14 protein-coding genes are annotated in these 20,013 nt (G+C 49.6%); 13 read left to right on the forward strand and 1 reads right to left on the reverse strand.

Annotated elements, in window-relative coordinates:
- The first annotated feature begins 57 nt into the window (after positions 1 to 57).
- From GU3_RS15140 to rfbC, 13 genes are all read left to right on the forward strand, one after another.
- Entirely contained in the window at positions 58 to 699 is a 642-nt protein-coding gene (locus GU3_RS15140; RefSeq protein WP_014293407.1) for a hypothetical protein, read from the forward strand.
- Positions 699 to 4,379, forward strand: coding sequence for a glycosyltransferase family 1 protein (locus GU3_RS16905; RefSeq protein WP_083829486.1), 3,681 nt, complete (start codon positions 699 to 701; stop codon positions 4,377 to 4,379). Before GU3_RS15140 ends, GU3_RS16905 begins: the two co-directional genes overlap by 1 nt.
- On the forward strand, positions 4,360 to 4,953 hold the full coding sequence (locus GU3_RS15160; RefSeq protein ID WP_014293410.1) for a sulfotransferase family 2 domain-containing protein: 594 nt from the start codon (positions 4,360 to 4,362) through the stop codon (positions 4,951 to 4,953). The genes GU3_RS16905 and GU3_RS15160 overlap by 20 nt, the downstream gene beginning before the upstream one ends.
- Positions 4,954 to 5,206: 253 nt before the next feature.
- Positions 5,207 to 5,977, forward strand: coding sequence for a D-hexose-6-phosphate mutarotase (locus GU3_RS16910; protein ID WP_014293411.1), 771 nt, complete (start codon positions 5,207 to 5,209; stop codon positions 5,975 to 5,977).
- A 196-nt stretch (positions 5,978 to 6,173) separates the two neighbouring features.
- The gene (locus GU3_RS16915) at positions 6,174 to 9,017 is read left to right on the forward strand and encodes an AMP-binding protein (RefSeq protein ID WP_083829488.1); all 2,844 of its coding nucleotides are present in this window, start codon (positions 6,174 to 6,176) and stop codon (positions 9,015 to 9,017) included.
- Between the two features lie 94 nt (positions 9,018 to 9,111).
- The gene (locus GU3_RS15170; protein WP_041543326.1) at positions 9,112 to 10,506 is read left to right on the forward strand and encodes a phosphomannomutase; all 1,395 of its coding nucleotides are present in this window, start codon (positions 9,112 to 9,114) and stop codon (positions 10,504 to 10,506) included.
- Positions 10,503 to 11,756, forward strand: a complete 1,254-nt coding sequence (locus GU3_RS15175; RefSeq protein WP_014293414.1) for a hypothetical protein — start codon at positions 10,503 to 10,505, stop codon at positions 11,754 to 11,756. The genes GU3_RS15170 and GU3_RS15175 overlap by 4 nt, the downstream gene beginning before the upstream one ends.
- 3 nt (positions 11,757 to 11,759) lie before the next feature.
- Positions 11,760 to 13,805, forward strand: coding sequence for a glycosyltransferase (locus GU3_RS16920; RefSeq protein WP_083829489.1), 2,046 nt, complete (start codon positions 11,760 to 11,762; stop codon positions 13,803 to 13,805).
- Complete coding sequence (locus GU3_RS15185) at positions 13,805 to 14,743, forward strand: hypothetical protein (RefSeq protein ID WP_014293416.1); 939 nt, start codon at positions 13,805 to 13,807, stop codon at positions 14,741 to 14,743. Before GU3_RS16920 ends, GU3_RS15185 begins: the two co-directional genes overlap by 1 nt.
- A gap of 62 nt (positions 14,744 to 14,805) precedes the next feature.
- Positions 14,806 to 15,936, forward strand: a complete 1,131-nt coding sequence (rfbB, locus tag GU3_RS15190) for a dTDP-glucose 4,6-dehydratase (protein WP_014293417.1) — start codon at positions 14,806 to 14,808, stop codon at positions 15,934 to 15,936.
- Entirely contained in the window at positions 15,933 to 16,829 is an 897-nt protein-coding gene (gene rfbD / locus GU3_RS15195; protein ID WP_014293418.1) for a dTDP-4-dehydrorhamnose reductase, read from the forward strand. The genes rfbB and rfbD overlap by 4 nt, the downstream gene beginning before the upstream one ends.
- Positions 16,826 to 17,713 (forward strand): glucose-1-phosphate thymidylyltransferase RfbA, encoded by an 888-nt coding sequence (gene rfbA / locus GU3_RS15200; RefSeq protein ID WP_014293419.1) that lies wholly within the window; start codon positions 16,826 to 16,828, stop codon positions 17,711 to 17,713. The genes rfbD and rfbA overlap by 4 nt, the downstream gene beginning before the upstream one ends.
- On the forward strand, positions 17,713 to 18,273 hold the full coding sequence (gene rfbC / locus GU3_RS15205; RefSeq protein ID WP_014293420.1) for a dTDP-4-dehydrorhamnose 3,5-epimerase: 561 nt from the start codon (positions 17,713 to 17,715) through the stop codon (positions 18,271 to 18,273). Before rfbA ends, rfbC begins: the two co-directional genes overlap by 1 nt.
- Here the strand turns inward: rfbC and GU3_RS15210 are convergent.
- Positions 18,270 to 19,994: an SLC13 family permease gene (locus tag GU3_RS15210; RefSeq protein WP_014293421.1), complete on the reverse strand. Its 1,725-nt coding sequence runs from the start codon at positions 19,992 to 19,994 to the stop codon at positions 18,270 to 18,272. The genes rfbC and GU3_RS15210 overlap by 4 nt on opposite strands.
- Between the last annotated feature and the right edge of the window lie 19 nt (positions 19,995 to 20,013).

A 20,013-nucleotide genomic window follows, 5' to 3' on the forward strand; every position in this document is an offset into this window, starting at 1 on the left:
CAAAGATAAGACGCCTAGTAACTCTATCTAAAATCACAACTGAACACTGAGTTTAAAATGAGTATTGAAGAGTTAAAAACCAGAAACGCAAACATAACCTTAGACTTTGCAATAAGCATTTTCTCCTATCAAAATAAAATAGAGCGAGAGCTGAGGGAAACATGGCTGGAAAGGATAAAGACCGGTGCCAGTCTCCAGGAAGTACTGCACGAGATCAGAGAAAACAGTAACTTCAACACCGATAATTTACAGAACACCTCACAAGACAGCATAAGCATAGCAGATTCAAATTTAGACTTTCAGGCTGGCCTGAAAAGAAAGTTAAACGTAAAAATAAAAAACAATTCATCTCAAACTTACCAAACAACGCCGGAAGAGCCACTCTTTGCATGCTATCACTGGTTCAATGAGGATGGCAGTGTATACGAGTTTGATGGTGTCAGAACTCCTTTAGCAGGCACCATTGAACCTGATAATTCTTTGGAAATGGCAATAAATATCAACTCCCCCCTAGAACCTGGTAACTATCACCTTATGGTGACTATGGTATATGAAGGCCGGCACTGGATGGAAGAAGTGGGTTTAAATGTGAGTAAGGTGCTTATAAACGTTCAGGATTATGAGGGCAGCGACCTTACTCGTCAGGCACTCTCTGTTTTCAAACAACTACATGCTGCTGAAATGGAGGCATCCCAATAATGCGTATTGCTATTGATATGCAAGGGGCTCAGACTGATAGCCGCTTCCGGGGTATTGGCCGTTATACCACCTCTCTTACTCAAGCCATTTGCCGCAACCGTGGCGATCATGAAATTATTCTTGTGTTAAACGGTCTGTTTCCGGAAACGATAGAACCCATTCGCACAGCCTTTGATGGACTGATACCTCAAGACTGCATCAGAGTATGGAGTGCTGCTGCTCCTGTATTTGAGCCACTGCAAGATAATGAGTCACGCAGAAGAGCGGCTGAACTTGTTCGCGAAGCATTTATTCAGAGCTTAGAGCCTGATATAATACACATCCCTAGCTTATTCGAAGGGTTTGGCCAAGATGCGGTACTCAGCATTGGCCGGCTTGATAAAAACACGCCGGTAAGTGTAACCCTGCATGATCTGATCCCCTTACTTAATCCAGAGGAATACCTGGATAATAATCAAAAGTTCGCTGATTACTACAACAACAAGATTGAAAACCTAAAGCGTGCAGCTTTATATCTCAGCATTTCAGAATCATCAAGCCAGGAGGCTTTTGATTACCTCCATGTTACTCAGGAAAAGGTAGTTAACACATCCGAAGCTGCCGATCCGATGTTTAAGGAAATAAACATAACACCTGAAGAGCAGAGCTCTCTTCTTAACAAGCTTGGGATTAACAGAAAATTTATACTCTACAGTGGTGGCGGAGATAAAAGAAAAAACCTTCCTCGACTGATTGAAGCTTACTCGGCGCTCCCTGTTCGGCTTCGTCAGCACTATCAACTGGTTTTCGCGGGCAAGATTCCTCATGGCATTGCAATGCAGTTTAAGAGCATTGCAGAGCAGCATGGACTGAACGAAGATGAATTCATTTTCACCGACTACATTACAGATGAAGAGCTGGTAAAGCTATACAACCTTTGTCATCTTTTTATTTTCCCAAGCTGGCACGAAGGATTTGGACTACCGGCACTGGAGGCCATGGCATGCAGTGCGCCAGTCATTGGCTCTAATACTTCCAGCCTGCCTGAAGTCATTGGCCATGAAGACGCGCTATTTGATCCATTTAGCACTAACAGCATTGCAGGAAAATTGCAGGAAGTTTTACAAGACCCGGCACTCTATCAACGACTAAAAGATCATGCCAAAACACATGCCAAAAAATTCTCCTGGGATAATTCAGCCCGTATAGCACTTGATGCATGGGAAAAATTACTGCATACCCATCCAGGAAGTACTGCTAATGTAGATTCCTCGAACCTGATCAACCAACTGATTAATGAATTAACTGGCTGGAGCAAAGGGTTAAAAAGTGAGCTTTCCAGTGCCATTGCACTCAACCAACAGGCTGGTATTAGCCGCCAGCTTCTGCTGGATGTATCTGAAATCCGCAACAATGATGCAGCCACTGGTGTGCAACGTGTAGTCCGCAGCTATTTACAGGCGCTGCTGCAATCTCCTCCGGCCAGTTTTAAGGTCATTCCGGTATACGCCACCCGGGAAGAAGGCTATTGCTATGCATGGCAAATGGCCAAACAGTATGGTGCTGTTTTGCCGGCTGGATTAACTCGCCAGGCACTGGAAGATCAAATGCCCATTCACTGGCAACGGGGCGATATTTTCTTTGCCCTCGACATGCAGCACCATGTTCAGCTGGCGCACAAGCATTTCTTCCGCCAGTTGCAGGCCGATGGGGTAACGGTGAAGTTTCTGGTACATGATCTGCTGCCTATTCAGCTGGCAGAGCTGTTTAAGGATGATGACGCCAAACAGTTGCATGAACAGCTGCTTGCCATGATAGCAGCAACCGATGGGGCCATTTGTGTATCCAAGGCGACGGCTGATGCCTTTGATGAATGGATTGAACATAACAATATCTTCCGCACTCCCGGCTTTCGTATGGCATGGGTGCATAATGGCGGTGATCTCGACGGCTCCAAACCGTCGACCGGACTGCCCGAAGATGCCAACGCTGTGTTGAATAAAATACGTCAACGCCCCGCTTTTCTTTCGGTATCAACCATTGAGCCTCGCAAGGGACAAGACCTGCTGTTTAATGCCGTTGAAACACTGTGGCAACAGGGAGCAGATATCAACCTGGTGCTGGTTGGTAAGCAGGGCTGGAAAATGGATGAACTGGCTCAGCAACTGCGCAGTCATCCGGAGAATGGAAAGCGTCTGTTCTGGCTGGAAGGTATCAGTGACGAATATCTTGAAAAGGTCTATCAGGCCAGCAGTGCCTTGGTGGCCGCCAGTATCAATGAAGGATTCGGCCTGTCACTGATTGAAGCCGCACGCTATAAGGTACCGATTATTGCCCGGGATATACCGGTATTCCGGGAAGTGGCCCAGGACTGTGCCTTTTATTTCAACAGCAATAGTGCTGAAGCATTGGCAGGTGAACTGCAGCAGTGGCTTGTATTGCAGCAGCAGGGCAAGCAGCCAACATCCGGCCAGCTGCACTGGCAAACCTGGGCACAAAGCGCTGAACAGCTAAAAACAGAACTGGTAGAAAAACGCTACCCTCGCCGGCAGTTGCTGGTGGATATCTCCGAGCTGGTGCGGCACGATGCACGCAGCGGCATTCAGCGTGTAGTGCGCAGCATTCTTACCGAGTGGTTAAACAACCCGCCCGAAGGCTACCGGGTAGAGCCGGTTTACGCCAGTGTGGATGAAGGCTATCGCTATGCCCGGCGCTTTACACTCGACTTTATGAACTGGCCCCCAGCAGCACTGGAAGATGAACTGATCGACTATGCGCCCGGCGATGTGTTTTTTGGCCTGGATATGCAGCCACAGGTGCAAATTGCACAGCAGCCTTTCTATCAGCGGCTGAGACAGCAAGGTGTGATGGTAAAATTCCTGCTGCATGATCTGCTGCCCATTCAGATGCCGGAGTTTTTCCCTCCGGGTAATGAAGAAGGCTTTACCCAGTGGTTGAAGTCCATTACCGCAACCGACGGGGTTATTTGTGTATCCCGCACCGTGTCTGAAGAGTTGCGTGAGTGGGTGGAACAGCATGGGCCAGAGCACGGGCGACCATTGCAGATTGGCTGGTCACACAACGGCGCGGATATCGACAGTTCGGCCCCCAGCAAGGGCATGCCCGATGATGCCGAACAGGTGCTCAGCGAAATAAAGGCCAGACCCAGCTTTTTGATGGTAGGCACCATGGAGCCACGCAAAGGCCATGCAGACACCCTGGATGTATTTGATGCGCTGTGGCAACAGGGCGAAGACGTAAACCTGGTGATTGTGGGCAAAAAGGGCTGGAAAATTGAAGCACTGATTGAACGCATTAAAACGCATCCTGAATACAACCGCCGCCTCTACTGGCTGCCCGGCATCAGCGATGAATATCTGGATAAGGTCTATGATGCCTGCTCCTGTCTGATTGCTGCTTCTTACGGCGAAGGCTTTGGTCTGCCACTGATTGAAGCTGCTCAAAAGGGCATGCCTATTATTGCGCGGGATATTCCTGTTTTTCGGGAGGTTGCGGGGGAATATGCAACATATACACCTTCTCAAATGAAAGTAGAACCGACTAAAGTAATTTTCAGTGAATGGCTGAATTGCAACATAAAAAACAAACTTAAAACATCAGCAACTATAAACTGGTTAACATGGCAAGAAAGTTCAAGAGTACTTTTCAAGGAAATAAAAAATGATCATATCAATCGATAAAAAATTCATCTTTATTGCAAACCTTAAAACGGCATCAACATCTATAGAAGCCGCACTAAGACCGCACGGCGATATTGTTGTAAGACGTAGTGAGTTAGGTAAACATCTCCCTTACACTGAAATACAACACCGTTTCAGATGGGTATTTAACACTATAAAAGAAGAAGAGTTCTTTAAGTTTGGAGTAATTCGCGACCCATTGGACTATGCTATTAGTCTTTACAGATCCCATAATGACGAAAAATTCAAAAGTAACAATAAGCTTTACACTGGAGACATAAACTTTGATGAATTTTTAGAAACATGGGTGCCCAACAACCCGGGGCAATTGCAACCTCAGATCAGTAAGTTCATAGATAACGATGGAAAATTAGCGCTAGACCATCTAATCCTTTACAGCAAATTAGAAAATGAGTTTCCAGTTGCAATGAGAAAAATAGGAATACCAGAAATAAAGCTCCCAAGAATGAACGTAAGTCCTTCAGTAGATGTTGAAATTAGTGAAGAGGCGGAAATGAAAGTGAAAGATATAATGAGCAAGGATTACGATGAGATAGCAAAAATAGGTTATTAGCAGCCCTTCTCTTCATGAACAATTAAGTTAACGAAAACACACGTAGACTAAGTCAAACATTTCTAACACCAAGGGCACACAAGCATTAATAGGTGACGCCTTTATAAACTAGCTTACCTTTAAACCTTGAAGAAAAAGTGCCCTGAACTCACACATTTTTTATCATGCATCAGTGTTCTGCTTATAATTATCAGGGTTATGACTCTTATTATCTCCCTCCAACATTAATTTATAATAAAAAATAATGCGACTAGTGAAAATCGCACACCCAAACTGCCATGCATTAATTTCTACTCAAGGTGCACAATTACTACACTGGCAGCCTGCCATAACTGAACAACCCGTACTTTGGCATTCAGATAAGGCTTTCTGGAAGCCCGGCTTACCCGTTCGGGGTGGAATCCCTCTGTGCTGGCCCTGGTTTGGCAAACACCAACAGCCCAGCCATGGCTTTGCCCGCCTGCTCGAGTGGACACTGACAGAGCAGCGGCAAGATGCTGACGCTACTTACCTTGCTTTTGAACTAACCGATAATGAATACACCAAACACCTTTGGCCATACGCCTTTTTGGCCAGGGTTCATATGATATTGGGCAAGCAGTGTGATATTCAGCTGGAAGTCGATTGCAACGTTAACACCACTGCCGCCCTGCATACCTATCTCAGAACAGGCAATGTGCAAGGCACAACCGTAACCGGGCTGGGTGAGCAATATCAGGATGCTCTGCAAGGCCTCAAGCCATGTTCAGCTGGCCCTGCATTACAACTGGACGGGCCGGTAGATCGCATCTATACCACTCCTCCAAATACCACCGTTTTAAAGGATACAAGCTTCAACCGGGAGATAAAGCTAGATCACCGCCATCATTCCGATCTGGTGGTATGGAACCCCTGGCACGAAGGTGAACACCATTTAGCTGATGTCAATGCTGGGCAGTTTCAGGAATTTTTCTGTATTGAAACGGCAGCCATTAACCGCCCTTGTACAAACCGCCTTGGTGTTAGCATCAGTCTTCCATCTTAAGAGTCGAGAAACATCACATTTAATAACATAAGGTTACATTCAACACTCTGAGCAGTGATATCAGCTTTAAGGCCGGCATTAAACATGATCGGGCAAGTAGTAACATCGAATACCTGTTACAAGCCCTGTCAGGCATCGCAATCTTGCTCTGCCGTTTAATTACAAAAGATTTGGATAATTGTGCTAAAGGAAGCAGATGACTACTGACAAATCACTAACAGAAATTGGTGTACGTAATATCATTGATCTGCTGCTTTGGCGTGCAGATGCCAACTCAAACAATCTTGCCTATACCTATCTGGAAAATGGCAGAAGAGAAAAAGAAGCATTAACCTATCAGCAGTTAAAATGCCGCATTCTCGAAGTTGGGGCTCACTTACAGGCACTGGGTGCCCAAGGTCAACGAGCGCTGCTGCTATACCCTCAAGGGCTCGACTTTATCATCGCGTTTCTAGGTTGTCTGTCAGCAGGTGTGATTGCCATTCCGGCACCTGCGCCTGAAGCAGCCCGATTAAAGCGGACACTTCCTAGATTACAGGCCATTGTTGATGATGCAGAGGCATCAGTTGTTCTAACGACAACAAGCATTTTGCAGAGCATTGAAAGCTCCTGGTCTGACAGTAGTTACCTGAATGCTTTGAACTGGATAGATACAACCAACCTCTCTACCCCAGTTGACCAAGAATGGCATGCTAATGAGATCACCCTCTCAGCAACGGCCTATTTGCAATATACATCCGGATCTACATCAACGCCGAAAGGCGTAAGAATCAGTCACGAGAATATCTTCAATCATCTTCGTAGTATTCAATTATCTTGTGGCTATACCCCAAACTCGGTTACTGTAACATGGATGCCACACTTCCATGATTATGGTTTGGTTGAAGGGATTATGCTGCCATTATTTAATGGCACTCCCTGTTATCTTATGTCTCCTTTTGCTTTTGCAAAAAGGCCCAGCTGCTGGCTACAGGCAATTTCTGACTATAAAGCTACACATAGTCAAGCACCTAACTTTGCCTATGAACAGTGCATTAAACGCGTGTCACCTGAGTATCAGAAGTCGTTAGACCTATCTAGCTGGATATCAGCTGCAAATGCTGCGGAACCCATTAACCCGCGGGTTATGATTGAGTTTTATGAAAAGTTCAAACACAATTATTTTCACTGGAATTCATTTTCTCCAGCCTACGGGCTTGCCGAAAACACGCTTGTAGTATCCATCAATTCAGTTTTCTCTCCACCAGTATTAGGCAGGTTTAATTCAGAAGCATTGGGGCAGTCTAAGGTTATTGAATGTATTGGTGAAAGTGAGTCAGGTACAATAATAGTTGGATGTGGGGAACCGATACATAGCACGGAAGTTGTCATAGTAGACCCAGTAACTAAAAAACGTTGCGCAACGGATGCTATTGGCGAAGTCTGGGTTACAAGCAGTGGAGTTGCGAACGGATTCTGGAGAAGAGCAGAAGAGAGCACAACAACGTTTCAAGCTAAACTAGTTGATGGTTTAAATGAAGATAAAACCTATTTGCGCACAGGCGATCTTGGTTTCATGAAAGAAGGTGAACTATTCATAACCGGTCGCCTTAAAGACTTGATCATTATCGATGGTGTAAACCATTGGCCCCATGATATTGAGTGGACGGTAGAGCAAAGCCACCCCGCCATTCGGTCAGGAAACTGCTGTGCTGCATTTTCTATTAATGAATTAAATAAAGAAAAGTTAATAGTAGTTATAGAAACTGAGAAATCACGGACTAACTTCAAAGATATATACCAGTCTGTTAAAGTCGCAATCAGTGAATATCATGATATAAAGCTACACCAACTAGTTGTTGTAAGTCGGGGAGGAGTATTTAAAACCTCTAGCGGAAAAGTTCAACGCAACACCTGTCGATCTAGCTTTAGCAACGGTTCGTTACCTGTTCTTTGGAGCAGCCCCCTTAATCAAGGTATTAACAAAACAGCATTAGAATCAAGCTTCAACCCTGACAATAAAATAAAATCAGAAGAACAGGTTAAGCTTGAGACTTGGCTCATACAAGAGATTTTTAAGCTGATTGGCACCAGCAGCGCTGAGATAGAACCTGAAACCCCACTTAGCGCTCTCGGTTTAGGCTCAATGGATACATTAATATTAGTCTGTGAAATCGAGGACAAGATAGGAAAAAAAATACCTTTAGCTGAGGTGATAGGTGACGGAGTAACTATTCATAAACTGGTAAAAAAAATTACTGAATCGGGCTGGTCACCATCTAAAAACTCTCTTGTGGCAATTCAGCCAAAAGGATCAAAGCCACCACTTTTCTGCATACACCCGGCAGGCGGAAATGTAGTAGGTTATTCTGCGCTAGCTAAACACCTGGGCACAGATCAACCCCTGTATGGTTTGCAGTCACAAGGCTTGATACCAGGGCAGCGTCCTTTAACAAGCTTTGAAGATATGGCAAAACACTATTTAAAGGAAATTAAAGAACTCCAACCTGAAGGACCCTATTATCTTAGCGGTATGTGCTTGGGTGGTATGATTGCTTTTGAGATGGCACAGCAACTCAAAGCAGAAAAAAGTGAGGTTGCATTTCTAGGATTAATTGATCCTCGTAACCCACCAACCCTTTTAAACAAAATAATCAGTCAAAACTCAGATAAGAACTATGCTAACGAAGCAATTCCCTTTGAACGGAGAGAGTTACTGTGTAAGCTTAGAGATGAAGCAAAAGTAAAACCCCCTATATCATTCCCCGACAACCTTGTCCCTGAAGATCCAACACTAAAAAAAGTGATGGATACAAATGGAAAAGCAAGGGATATTTACTTACCAAGAACATACACTGGTTTAGTAGAGTTCTTTTGGGCAAACCAAACTCCTGGAGATCTTGGTTTTTACCACGACCCTAGAGTTTGCTGGTCTCAGTTAGCAGGAGGTGGGCTGAATATCCATGAGATTGATGCGAATCACTTTGAGTTACTTGAAGAGCCTCATGTAAAAGTGCTCGCAGAAAAAATAAAACGCTGCCTTGAACAGATCAATCACTAATAACTTAGATGGTTAGTATATAGTTACATATCAATTGATAATTATAACTCCCGCATGCGCTTTAATACATTACCATGTGAACCAAAATAAAATTATGCAAGAAATCAAAATATCAGCTGACATTATTAAAAAAAGCGGCATCGCCTTTGGCACAAGTGGTGCTCGGGGTTTGGTAGAACAGTTTACCGACAAAACCTGCGCTGCCTTTGCAGTAGCGTTTTTATCACATTTGCAACAATCTGCCGCTGTTAAACGGGTGGCCATTGGCATGGACAGGCGTCCATCCAGCCCGGCCATGGCTGCCGCTTGTGCCGGCGCGGCCCAGGCCATGGGACTCGCGGTAGATTATTACGGCATTCTGCCTACTCCGGCTCTGGCCTGGCAGGCGATGCTGGATGGCGTGCCTGCCATTATGATCACCGGCAGCCATATTCCCTTTGATCGCAACGGCATCAAGTTTTACCGGCCAGACGGCGAAATTACCAAGGCCGATGAGCAGGCCATTGTGCAATCAACCGCTGAACTGCCTGCCTTTGAACCTGCACTTCCGGCTGAGTCTGCTAACGCCCGTGCAAACTATATGGCACGGAATCTCACGCTGTTCCCGGACGGGCTTCTTTCAGGCTGGCGCATTGGCGTATATGAACATTCCGCTGCCGGCCGGGATATTAACATTGAGGTGCTTACACAACTGGGTGCCGAGGTTGTCTCTTTGGGCCGTACCGATACCTTTGTTCCCATAGATACCGAAGCGGTTTCGGAAGAAGACAAGGCCCTGGGCAAAGCCTGGTCGCGCGAGCATAAGCTGGATGCCATTTTATCAACCGACGGTGATGGCGATCGCCCGCTGGTAGCGGATGAAAACGGCGAATGGCTGCGTGGTGATATTCTTGGCTTGCTGTGCGCGCGATTTCTTAATATTCAGGCGCTGGCTGTGCCAGTTAGCTGCAATACCGCCATTGAGGCCTCCGACAGCTTTAGTGAAGTGCTGCGCACCCGCATAGGCTCACCCTATGTGATTGAAGGCATGCAACAGTTGAGCCGCCGCCATAAACGAGTGGCCGGGTTTGAGGCCAATGGCGGCTTTTTAATGGGCGACCTGCCTACACGAGATGCGCTGCTGCCGGCCCTGGCATTGTTTGCCGCCGCACGGCAGCGCAACCTGCCCATTTCTGCTTTGCTGGCCGATTTGCCGTCGCGCTTTACCGCCAGTGACCGTATTAAAAACTTCCCTACCGAACAAAGCCGGGCTTTGCTGGCCAGCTGGCAGCAAAATACCGCCGGGCTTGAAGCCGCCCTGAACTTGCCCGCCCCGATTGCCAACATCAACACCACAGACGGCCTGCGCGCCACTCTGGAAAACGGCAGCATTGTGCACCTGCGCCCTTCCGGCAACGCGCCCGAGCTGCGCTGTTATGTGGAGGCCTCAGCCCCGGCTGCTGCAGAACAATTACTTACTCATTGCATGAAAGCGCTTGGCAGTTTATGACGCAAAAGTTTCGTATTATTTTGCATATAGGTACCGAAAAAACCGGTACCTCTACCCTTCAGCATTTATTTCATCAGCAACAGCATGCCCTGCTTAAGCAGGGCATTTTCTACTATGCCTCGCAAAACCGGGTGGAAGCCCGCGCCCTGGCTGCAGCCGCAATGGGAGACAAAGCTGCAGACGATTACCTGAGCAGTGAAGCAATACACACCCCAGAGCAAAGGCAGGCGTTCCGGCAGCAGGTAGCTGAGCATTTTTCGGCTGCCATGGCGGCCATGCCAACGCAGGTGCATACGGTTATTATCTCCAGCGAGCATTTTCATTCCCGCTTGCGCCGGCCCGAGCAACTTAAGTGGCTGCAAAACCTTATTGCCCCCTGGTGCCACTCTTTACAGATGGTAGTTTATTTGCGCCGGCAGGTTGACTTGGCAAGCTCTTATTATTCTACCGAGCTTAAAAACGGGGGAATACGCACACTGGAACAAACCGCCAGACAGGGTTGCAAACCCGCTAATCATTATTTTAACTATCAGGCTTTGCTTGCTTTGTGGGAGAGCATTTTCTCTGAGGCACTGATTACGCCACGGCTGTTTACAAAAACAGAGCTGGTTAACGGTGATATTGTTGCAGACTTTATGCACATTACCGGGCTGACCTGCCACTTCTCTGACGCATCTCGCACCTTTCGCTACAATGAATCTCTCACGCCATTTGGTCAGCACTTGTTGTTAGCGCTTAATCAAATGGCCAGAAAAAATGTAAATGGTGAAGTTCAGGATATTTCTTCACTTAAGTCGCAACTCAACAAAGCGTTTGCCGGCACGGGTGAACGCCTGCCACTCACACTTGCTCACGCTCTGCAGAAGGCGTTTTATGAAAGCAATCAGGCAGTGTGTGCACGCTGGTTTAGTGACAGACAAGCACTGTTTGATGAACCAGAAGATAAACCTGCTGTAGCAACATTCAGGCTTAACAAGCAACAGGCACAGCTTGCTAAAACAGTGCTTGGGCTGGTTGCAGATGCATCAGCAGGGTTGCCCCAACTTAACCCGTATGCAGATAAACTGCGTGATATGGCTGTTGTTTGTGAAAGCACTGATCTGGAGCTTGCAACGCTGTTAATGGAGTCGGCCTGGCTGATAAGGCCTCAAGGCCCGGTTATTAACAGAAAACTGGGTGAATACAGCATACAGCGCACTCAGCTTGGTAACCGCCTGAAAAAGTGGTTAATGCGAATAAAAGAACAATAAAGCATGCTTTTTACACAGCACACAGGCTGGCACTTGCTCCGCTGCCAGTCAGGCAGCGAGCACACCACCTTTACAGAGCTTGTTGGCAGCACCACTAATGTGCCGGTGGCACAACTGCGTTTAATAGCCGGCCGAAAAATACAGTATGTTTTGTATTTATCAGCAGGAACTTACAGCTTACAGCCTGCCTCGAACAAAAACATAAATGCTGAGCTTGAACCCATATCAACAGCAGATGCTCTGCACAGATTATGGCGCAGGGTGCGCAACTTGCTACCCGGCTGGCGACAGATATCACTTCCCCGTTTTCTGTTCCGGGTGAGTGCTTACTGCTTTCACAATAAAACATCTTTTACTAATTCGCTGTTGCACCTCTACAACACAACATGGGAATATCTTCCTCTCTGTGGCAATAGCTATCATTACTGGATTAACAAAGCTGAAGATAAAATTTACAACAGAGCAACTGAACAAAATGGCAGCATCAACTTTCTAATCAGCATCACTGGCAACAGCGAGCTGGAAAAGTTAAAAAAAACATTAAAAAGCATTACACAGCTAAAGTGTAGGAGTTGGCATTGCTATATAGCTTGCCATTCCAGCACTTACCATGAGCTGACCAAAATAACATCTTCTTTTTCAGCCAGCACCACTTTACTTCCTTCAGAGTTCAAAACCACTTCTCAGCTTTTAAATTCAGCCTTAAGCTTTATACCAAAAGAAAGCTGGTTATTACCTCTATTGCCCGGGTGCCAGTTAAATCCTGCAGCCATCAACTGTTTGTTAGCTGCCACAGATAATAACCCTGAGCTTATGGGATTATTACTGGATGAAGACGAGCTTTCTGATGAAGGCACAAGAGCCAACCCCACTTTTAAATGCAAACCGGATATTTACTCACTGCTTTCTGGTGTAAAACCGGGGTATGCTGTTTTATTTAAAACGAAGTGGCTGCTAAACCAGCCAAGCGACGATAACAATGCATCATTGCAAGACTGGATCTACAAAAAATTTCTGCAACTGGTTCAGCAGCATTCGCCGGAGGCCATAAAACACTTGCCCGTAGTGGCGCTTCACACAGTTCCGGAGCTTTGTGCACATAAACCTGTTCGCCATACCGCTGAGCAGTGCCTGGCAGCTGAGCAGCAAAAGCCTGAAGTCATGGAGCAGGCCTCAGGCTTGTTGCGCTTGCAGTGGCCGTTGCCAGAGCCTGCACCGCTGGTTTCTGTACTTATTCCTACTAAAGACAGGCTGGACATTTTAAAACCATGTTTAGATACATTACTGTCTGTTACTGAATACCCTGACTTTGAAGTGCTTATTCTGGACAACCAGACCACCTGCCCTGAAGCGCTTGCTTTTATGAAGGTATTATCTGAACAAGACGCGCGTGTGCATGTTCTGCCCTGGAATTATCCTTTTAACTTTGCTGCTATTAACAATTTTGGTGCAAAACATGCCAAAGGCAGCGTGCTGGCACTGGTAAACAATGACATTGAGCCTATTTCACCCCACTGGCTGCAAGAGATGGTCAGTCTTGCTTGCTTGCCGGATACCGGCTGTGTTGGTGCCAAGCTTTATTACCCCAATGGGGCTATTCAGCATGCAGGCGTAGTGCTGGGGCTGGGAGGGGTAGCAGGTCACTCAGACAGGTTCAGCCCTGGTAACGCTGCAGGCTATTTACAGCGCTTGCAGCATGTGCGTGAAGTATCGGCTGTGACTGCCGCCTGCCTGGTGGTAAAAAAAGAGCTGTTTGAACGAGTGGGCGGCATGAACGAAGAGCACCTTGCTGTGAATTACAATGATATTGACTTTTGCCTTAAAGTTAATGCGTTAGGCTATAAAAACCTCTGGACGCCTCACGCAGAGCTGGTTCATCACGAGTCGGTTTCTCGCGGTCCTGCCACCAGCAAAGCGCATATAAAGCGCGCAAGACAAGAAGCTGACTATATGTATAAAACCTGGGGTAACCGGCTGTGCGCAGATCCTTTTTACAGCCCCAACTTCTCACTGATTCATGAAGAAGTATCACTGCGAGCAGTGGAATAATGCGCTGGTTACTGGTTCAGCAGGGTGCCAACCCTTCAGCTGATTTTTTTTTGCGGCCTTATCTGCGCAATATGAATGCAGCGGTAACAGAGACTCATCTGCATAACTCCCCTCCCTTGAGCGCGCCTTTTGAGGGAGTGATTTTTGTACGTTATTTAACACCAGACTGGTGCAAGTGGGTTGAACAGCACCGCTCGCACATTGGCCGGCTGGTGTTTTTTATGGATGACGATCTGTTTGACCTGCGTGCTCACACAGGTTTGCCGCTGCGCTATCGCTATAAGCTATGGAAAATGGCGTTACGCTATAAGGGCTGGCTGCAGCGCATGCAGGCAGAACTATGGGTGTCTACGCCCTGGCTGGCAGAGAAATATGCCAGCTGGTCTCCTGTGGTGTTGCAACCACAATCACCTTATGTGCGTTCAACACCACAAAAAACGCTGTTTTATCATGGTTCTGCATCACACGGAGCTGAGTTTGAGTGGCTGTATCCGGTGTTTGAACAGGTGCTGGAACAGGATGCCAGCCTTAGCGTGGAGTTAATTGGCAGCCAGGCAGTTCGCAAACAGTTTGCCGGCCTGCCCCGGGTGCATGTGTTGCACCCCATGAGCTGGCCGGCTTACCAGGCCTTGCTGGCCCGCCCGGGCCGCACCATTGGCCTGGCACCACTGCTGGACAGCCGCTTTAATGCAGCCCGGGCTCCCACCAAGTTTTTTGACATTACCCAGGCTGGCGCCACAGGCATTTATGCGGATCATCCTGTTTACCGTTCTCTGGTGCGCCATGAACACAACGGCTTGCTGCTGCCCATGGAGCAGCAAAACTGGGTGGAGGCGATTTTGCGGTTAAGTGCCAATGCGACAGCCCGGCAGGCGATGTGGGAAAATGCACAATTCACAAGTGCCGTCCCGGCCACCCAATTCCCTGAACAAAAGTGAGGGCCAAAATGGGCCCCGTCGACGGCAATTATCAATTCAAATAATCTGAGCACAACAATTACATGCGAAAAATCATGGTCACCGGTGGCGCCGGATTTATCGGCTCTGCCGTTATACGCCACATTATTCACCACACACAAGATCGGGTGGTGAACGTCGACAAGCTGACCTATGCCGGTAACCTGGCATCCCTGGCCGAGGTTGCCAACTCCGCACGCTATCACTTTGCGCACCTCGACATTTGCGATCGCGCCGGGCTGGATACGCTATTCGCCGAACACAAACCCGATGCCGTACTTCACCTGGCGGCAGAGAGCCACGTTGACCGTTCCATTTCAGGCCCGGCGGAGTTCATCAACACCAACATAGTGGGTACTTACACCCTACTGGAAGCAAGCCGTCATTACTGGAACGAATTAAACGAGCAGGACAAGGCCGCGTTTCGCTTTCACCATGTTTCCACCGATGAGGTTTACGGCGATCTGCCCCACCCGGCCGACGCCCCCCTCGCAACCGAACTGCCCCTCTTTACCGAGCACACCGCTTATGCGTCCAGCAGCCCTTATTCGGCCAGCAAGGCGGGCTCGGACCATCTGGTACGGGCCTGGCACCGCACCTATGGTTTGCCGGTCTTGCTCACCAATTGCTCCAATAACTACGGGCTCTGCCAGTTTCCGGAAAAGTTGATTCCGCTGGTGATGCTCAACGCGCTCGCAGGCAAGCCGCTGCCTGTTTACGGCCAGGGTGATCAAATCCGTGACTGGCTGTATGTGGAAGATCACGCCCGGGCCCTGTATACGGTGCTCACGCAGGGCGCAGTGGGTGGCACCTGGAACATTGGCGGCCACAACGAAAAGACCAATCTGGAGGTGGTTCACACCATCTGTGAACTGCTGGAAGAGCTGGCGCCCCCCTCTGCTCATTCCCATAAAGGCGGGAATCCATCGAGCCATGTGCAAGGCTACAAGAGCCTCATCACCCACGTCACGGACAGGCCCGGCCACGACCGCCGCTATGCCATTGATGCCGGAAAAATTGAGCGGGAGCTGGGTTGGCGCCCTCAGGAAAGCTTTGAATCGGGCATGCGCAAAACCGTGCAGTGGTACCTGGCCAACAAAGAGTGGGTCGAGCAAGTAAAGAATGGCTCTTACCGGGAGTGGCTGGATCAACACTACGGTGAGACCCGCTCATGAAGATTCTGCTGCTGGGAAAAAACGGACAGGTCGGCTGGGAACTGCAAAGGGCTCTGGCCCCCCTGGGCGAGGTCATCGCCCTGGATCGTCACTCACAAGAATACTGTGGCGATCTGAGCAATCTGCCGGGACTGGTGCATACCCTTCACACCCTCAAGCCGAATGTCATCGTCAACGCGGCGGCCTACACGGCGGTGGATCAGGCCGAAACCGAACACGCTCAGGCTACGCTCATCAACGCTGAGGCCGTGGCCCTGCTGGCGAAGGAAGCCTGCGCCCTGGGTGCCTGGCTGGTGCATTATTCCACCGACTATGTCTTCAACGGGGCCGGTTCAACGCCCTGGCGTGAAGAAGACACACCGGCTCCGCTCAATCATTACGGTGCCAGCAAACTGGCCGGTGAGCGAGCCGTTATATGGCATTGCTCCCGTTATCTGCTGTTTCGCACCAGTTGGGTCTACGGCGCACGCGGCAGCAATTTCGCCAGAACCATGCTGCGCCTGGGTAAAGCACGCAGCACACTGGGCGTTATCCACGATCAGGTGGGGTCTCCCACCGGGGCCGCCCTCATTGCCGATGTCACCGCTCATGCACTGCATAAAGCCATGCAGCAACCGGAGCTGGCCGGTCTGTATCACCTGGCCGCCGCTGGCTCAGCCAGTTGGTACGACTATGCAAGCCTGGTATTTGAGCAAGCTCGTAAAGCTGGCATACCTCTTGCCTTAACTTCACTGGAAGCCATTCCATCCAGTGCATGGCAAGCCGCGGCCAAAAGACCGCTTAATTCCCGACTCGATTGCCGACGACTGGAAGCCGTATTTGAGCTCAGTTTGCCGCCCTGGCAACAAGGCCTGCAGCACACGCTTACCGTAATTTTTGGAGCCACTCATTGAACAAGCGTAAAGGCATGATTCTGGCCGGGGGTTCGGGCACCCGGCTTTATCCGGTTACCATGGCGGTAAGCAAACAACTGCTGCCGGTATACGACAAACCGATGATCTATTATCCGCTGTGCACCCTGATGCTGGCGGGGATCCGAGATATTCTGATCATCAGCACCCCGCAAGATACCCCCCGTTTTGAACAGTTGCTGGGTGATGGCAGCCAATGGGGGATTAACTTGAGTTATGCGGTGCAGCCCAGCCCCGACGGGCTGGCTCAAGCCTTTCTTATTGGTGCCGATTTTATTGGCGAAGACCCCTGTGCTCTTGTGCTTGGCGACAATATCTTTTTTGGCCATAACCTGCAGCAGGAGCTGGTGCAAACCAGCAACCAGACCCAGGGTGCCACCGTGTTCGCTTATCATGTGCAAGATCCGGAGCGCTATGGCGTGGTGGAGTTTAATGAGCACGGCCATGCTCTTTCACTGGAAGAAAAGCCCGCTCATCCCAAAAGTAACTACGCCGTTACTGGCCTGTATTTTTACGATAACAAGGTTATAGACATTGCCCGGGAGCTGACACCCTCAGCCCGCGGGGAGCTGGAGATCACCGACGTGAACCGGCATTACCTGGAGCAGGGCAAGCTGTCGGTAACGGTAATGGGCCGGGGTTATGCCTGGCTGGACACCGGCACTCACGACAGCCTGATGGAAGCCGGCAGCTTTATTCAGACCATTGAGCACCGTCAGGGCCTGAAAGTGGCCTGCCCGGAAGAAATTGCATATCGCAAGGGATTTATTGATGCCGTGCAGGTTGCCCGTTTGGCCGAGGCGCTGGCCAAAACCACCTATGGCCAGTATTTGCTGCGCCTGACTCAGCCCGGGTTCAGAGCCTGATGAACATTATTCACACCACCATTCCCGATCTTTACGTTATCGAGCCCACCGTATTTGGCGACGAGCGGGGCTTTTTCTTTGAGAGCTTTAACCAACGGCGGTTTGAGCAGGCCATTAAACGCCAGGTCTCCTTTGTGCAGGACAATCACTCCCGCTCTGCTCAGGGGGTGCTGCGTGGCCTGCATTACCAGGTAGCCCAGCAACAAGGCAAGCTGGTGCGTTGTACGCTGGGAGAGGTGTTTGATGTGGCGGTAGACCTGCGCCCGGATTCAAATACTTTCGGGCAATGGGAAGGCATGCTGCTCTCGGCCGAAAACAAGCGCCAGGTATGGATTCCGGAAGGCTTCGCCCACGGCTTTGTGGTGCTCTCAGAAGTGGCCGAGTTTTTATATAAAACCACAGACTATTATGCCCCCGAGCATGAACGAGCCATTCGCTGGGACGACCCCACCCTGGCCATAGACTGGCCACTACCCTGTTCACCGGTACTTTCGGCTAAAGACAAACAAGCGCCGCTGTTTGCCGATGTGGAATTACCTACGACTCTTACCCCCGATTAAAACGGAAACACCATGGGCACCAGCGTGATCACCCCGGCGGAGTAGACAAGGCTGACGGGCAGGCCGGTTTTAATAAAGTCGGTCATTCGGTAACGTCCGGGGGAATACACCATCAGGTGGGTTTGGTATCCAAAAGGCACCAGAAAACAAGCGCTGGCACCAAACGCCACGGCCATAATAAAGGGCATGGGTTCGGCGCCAAAGGCATAAGCGGTAGAAAGCCCCACCGGAAAGGCCAGCGCCGCTGCCGCATTGTTGGTTACGGTTTCGGTGAGCAGCAATGTCATGACATAGACCCCCACAAAGGCGCCGAACACGCCGTAACCACCAAACAGGGATCGCATGCCATTGGCCAGTAACTGTGCCGCTCCCGAGCTGTCCATGGCCTTGGCCACGGTGAGCGCCGAGCCAATAATAATGACCAACTCAAACGGAAAGCGCCGCCGCAGCTCCGAAAGCGTAAGAATGCGGCTTAGTAACAAGGCTGCCAACAGCAGCAGCAAGCCGTTTAGCAGTGGCAACACATTAAAGGCTGCCAGCGCCACTACGGCACCAAAGCCGGCAAAGGCCAGCATGCTCTGGCGATGGCTGAGCTTGGGTCGTTGCCAGTTTCCCAGCACATGAAAATTGCGATCAATGTTGCGGTGCTGGGTAAAGTCGTGCCCCACCGCCAGCAAAAGGCTGTCGCCTACCCTGAGTGGAATTTTACCCAACTGGCCGGTTAACCGTTTGTTGCCCCGCCTTATTCCCACGACTCCGGCATTGAACATGGTGCGAAAGTCCACCTCTTGCAGGGTTCGCTTGGCCAGCTCCGACTCGTTGGAAACCACCACTTCCACCAGGTTGGAGGCAAGTAACTGGTCTGCGCCGTTGCCAAATAGCTCCAGCCCGCTGAAGGGCTGCAGCGCCTGCACCTTTTCTATTTCACCGGTAAATACCAAGACATCGTTCGCTTCCAGCACTTCATCGGGCGACACCGGGCTAATAAGCCGGTCGTTACGCACAATTTCCAGCAAAAACAATCCATCCAGGCTGCGCAGACGGTTTTGCTCTATGCTGCGACCAATCAGTGCCGCACCGGGCTGCACTCTTGCTTCCAAAAAATAAGTCTGCGCATGCTCGTTATGTTGCTGATCATGCCTCGGCAACCACCTGCGGCTTGCCAGCACAACCAGCAAACACAGCAGGGCCACCGGTACCCCCACAGCGGCAAATTCGAACATGCCCAGCGCCGGCAGCCCGGCACTCACCACAAATGAATTCACTACCAGGTTGGTGGAGGTGCCAATCAGGGTGGTGACTCCCCCCAGCACAGAGGCAAACGACAGTGGAATAAGCAGGCGGGATGCCGGAATATGACGCTGCCGAGACACCACACTCAACAAGGTACCCACCACAGCGGTGTTGTTAAGAAAAGCAGAAAGCGTTGCCGTCACCCCCATCAGCCGCAGGCTGGCCCGGTTTTCGCTGCCTGTGAGCAGTGCACCGGCAAACCGTTCCAGTAAAGGAGAGCGTTCCAGCGCCAATGACACCAGCATTAACACCAGCAGGGTGATCAAGGCCGGATTGGTAAAACTGCTCAGCCATTGTTGCTCGCTCACTACCCCCAGCACCAAATAGCCGGTGGCCCAACCGCCAAACAGCGCGGCCGGCGCAAAACGCCCCTGCACCAGCAGCACCAGCAACGTCCCTACCGATGCCAACACCCACCAGGCCATCATTATTTTTGTTCCTTTTTAC

Origin of the sequence: Oceanimonas sp. GK1 (assembly GCF_000243075.1) — a bacterium.
Lineage (GTDB): Bacteria > Pseudomonadota > Gammaproteobacteria > Enterobacterales > Aeromonadaceae > Oceanimonas.

What these genes read in the sequence shown, in the direction of transcription:
- GU3_RS15140 (WP_014293407.1), top strand. Translation starts at nt 58, where the DNA reads ATGAGTATTGAAGAGTTAAAAACCAGAAACGCAAACATAACCTTAGAC.
- GU3_RS16905 (WP_083829486.1), top strand. Translation starts at nt 699, where the DNA reads ATGCGTATTGCTATTGATATGCAAGGGGCTCAGACTGATAGCCGCTTC.
- GU3_RS15160 (WP_014293410.1), top strand. Translation starts at nt 4,360, where the DNA reads ATGATCATATCAATCGATAAAAAATTCATCTTTATTGCAAACCTTAAA.
- GU3_RS16915 (WP_083829488.1), top strand. Translation starts at nt 6,174, where the DNA reads ATGACTACTGACAAATCACTAACAGAAATTGGTGTACGTAATATCATT.
- GU3_RS15170 (WP_041543326.1), top strand. Translation starts at nt 9,112, where the DNA reads ATGCAAGAAATCAAAATATCAGCTGACATTATTAAAAAAAGCGGCATC.
- GU3_RS15175 (WP_014293414.1), top strand. Translation starts at nt 10,503, where the DNA reads ATGACGCAAAAGTTTCGTATTATTTTGCATATAGGTACCGAAAAAACC.
- GU3_RS16920 (WP_083829489.1), top strand. Translation starts at nt 11,760, where the DNA reads ATGCTTTTTACACAGCACACAGGCTGGCACTTGCTCCGCTGCCAGTCA.
- GU3_RS15185 (WP_014293416.1), top strand. Translation starts at nt 13,805, where the DNA reads ATGCGCTGGTTACTGGTTCAGCAGGGTGCCAACCCTTCAGCTGATTTT.
- rfbB (WP_014293417.1), top strand. Translation starts at nt 14,806, where the DNA reads ATGCGAAAAATCATGGTCACCGGTGGCGCCGGATTTATCGGCTCTGCC.
- rfbD (WP_014293418.1), top strand. Translation starts at nt 15,933, where the DNA reads ATGAAGATTCTGCTGCTGGGAAAAAACGGACAGGTCGGCTGGGAACTG.
- rfbC (WP_014293420.1), top strand. Translation starts at nt 17,713, where the DNA reads ATGAACATTATTCACACCACCATTCCCGATCTTTACGTTATCGAGCCC.
- GU3_RS15210 (WP_014293421.1), bottom strand. Translation starts at nt 19,994, where the DNA reads ATGATGGCCTGGTGGGTGTTGGCATCGGTAGGGACGTTGCTGGTGCTG.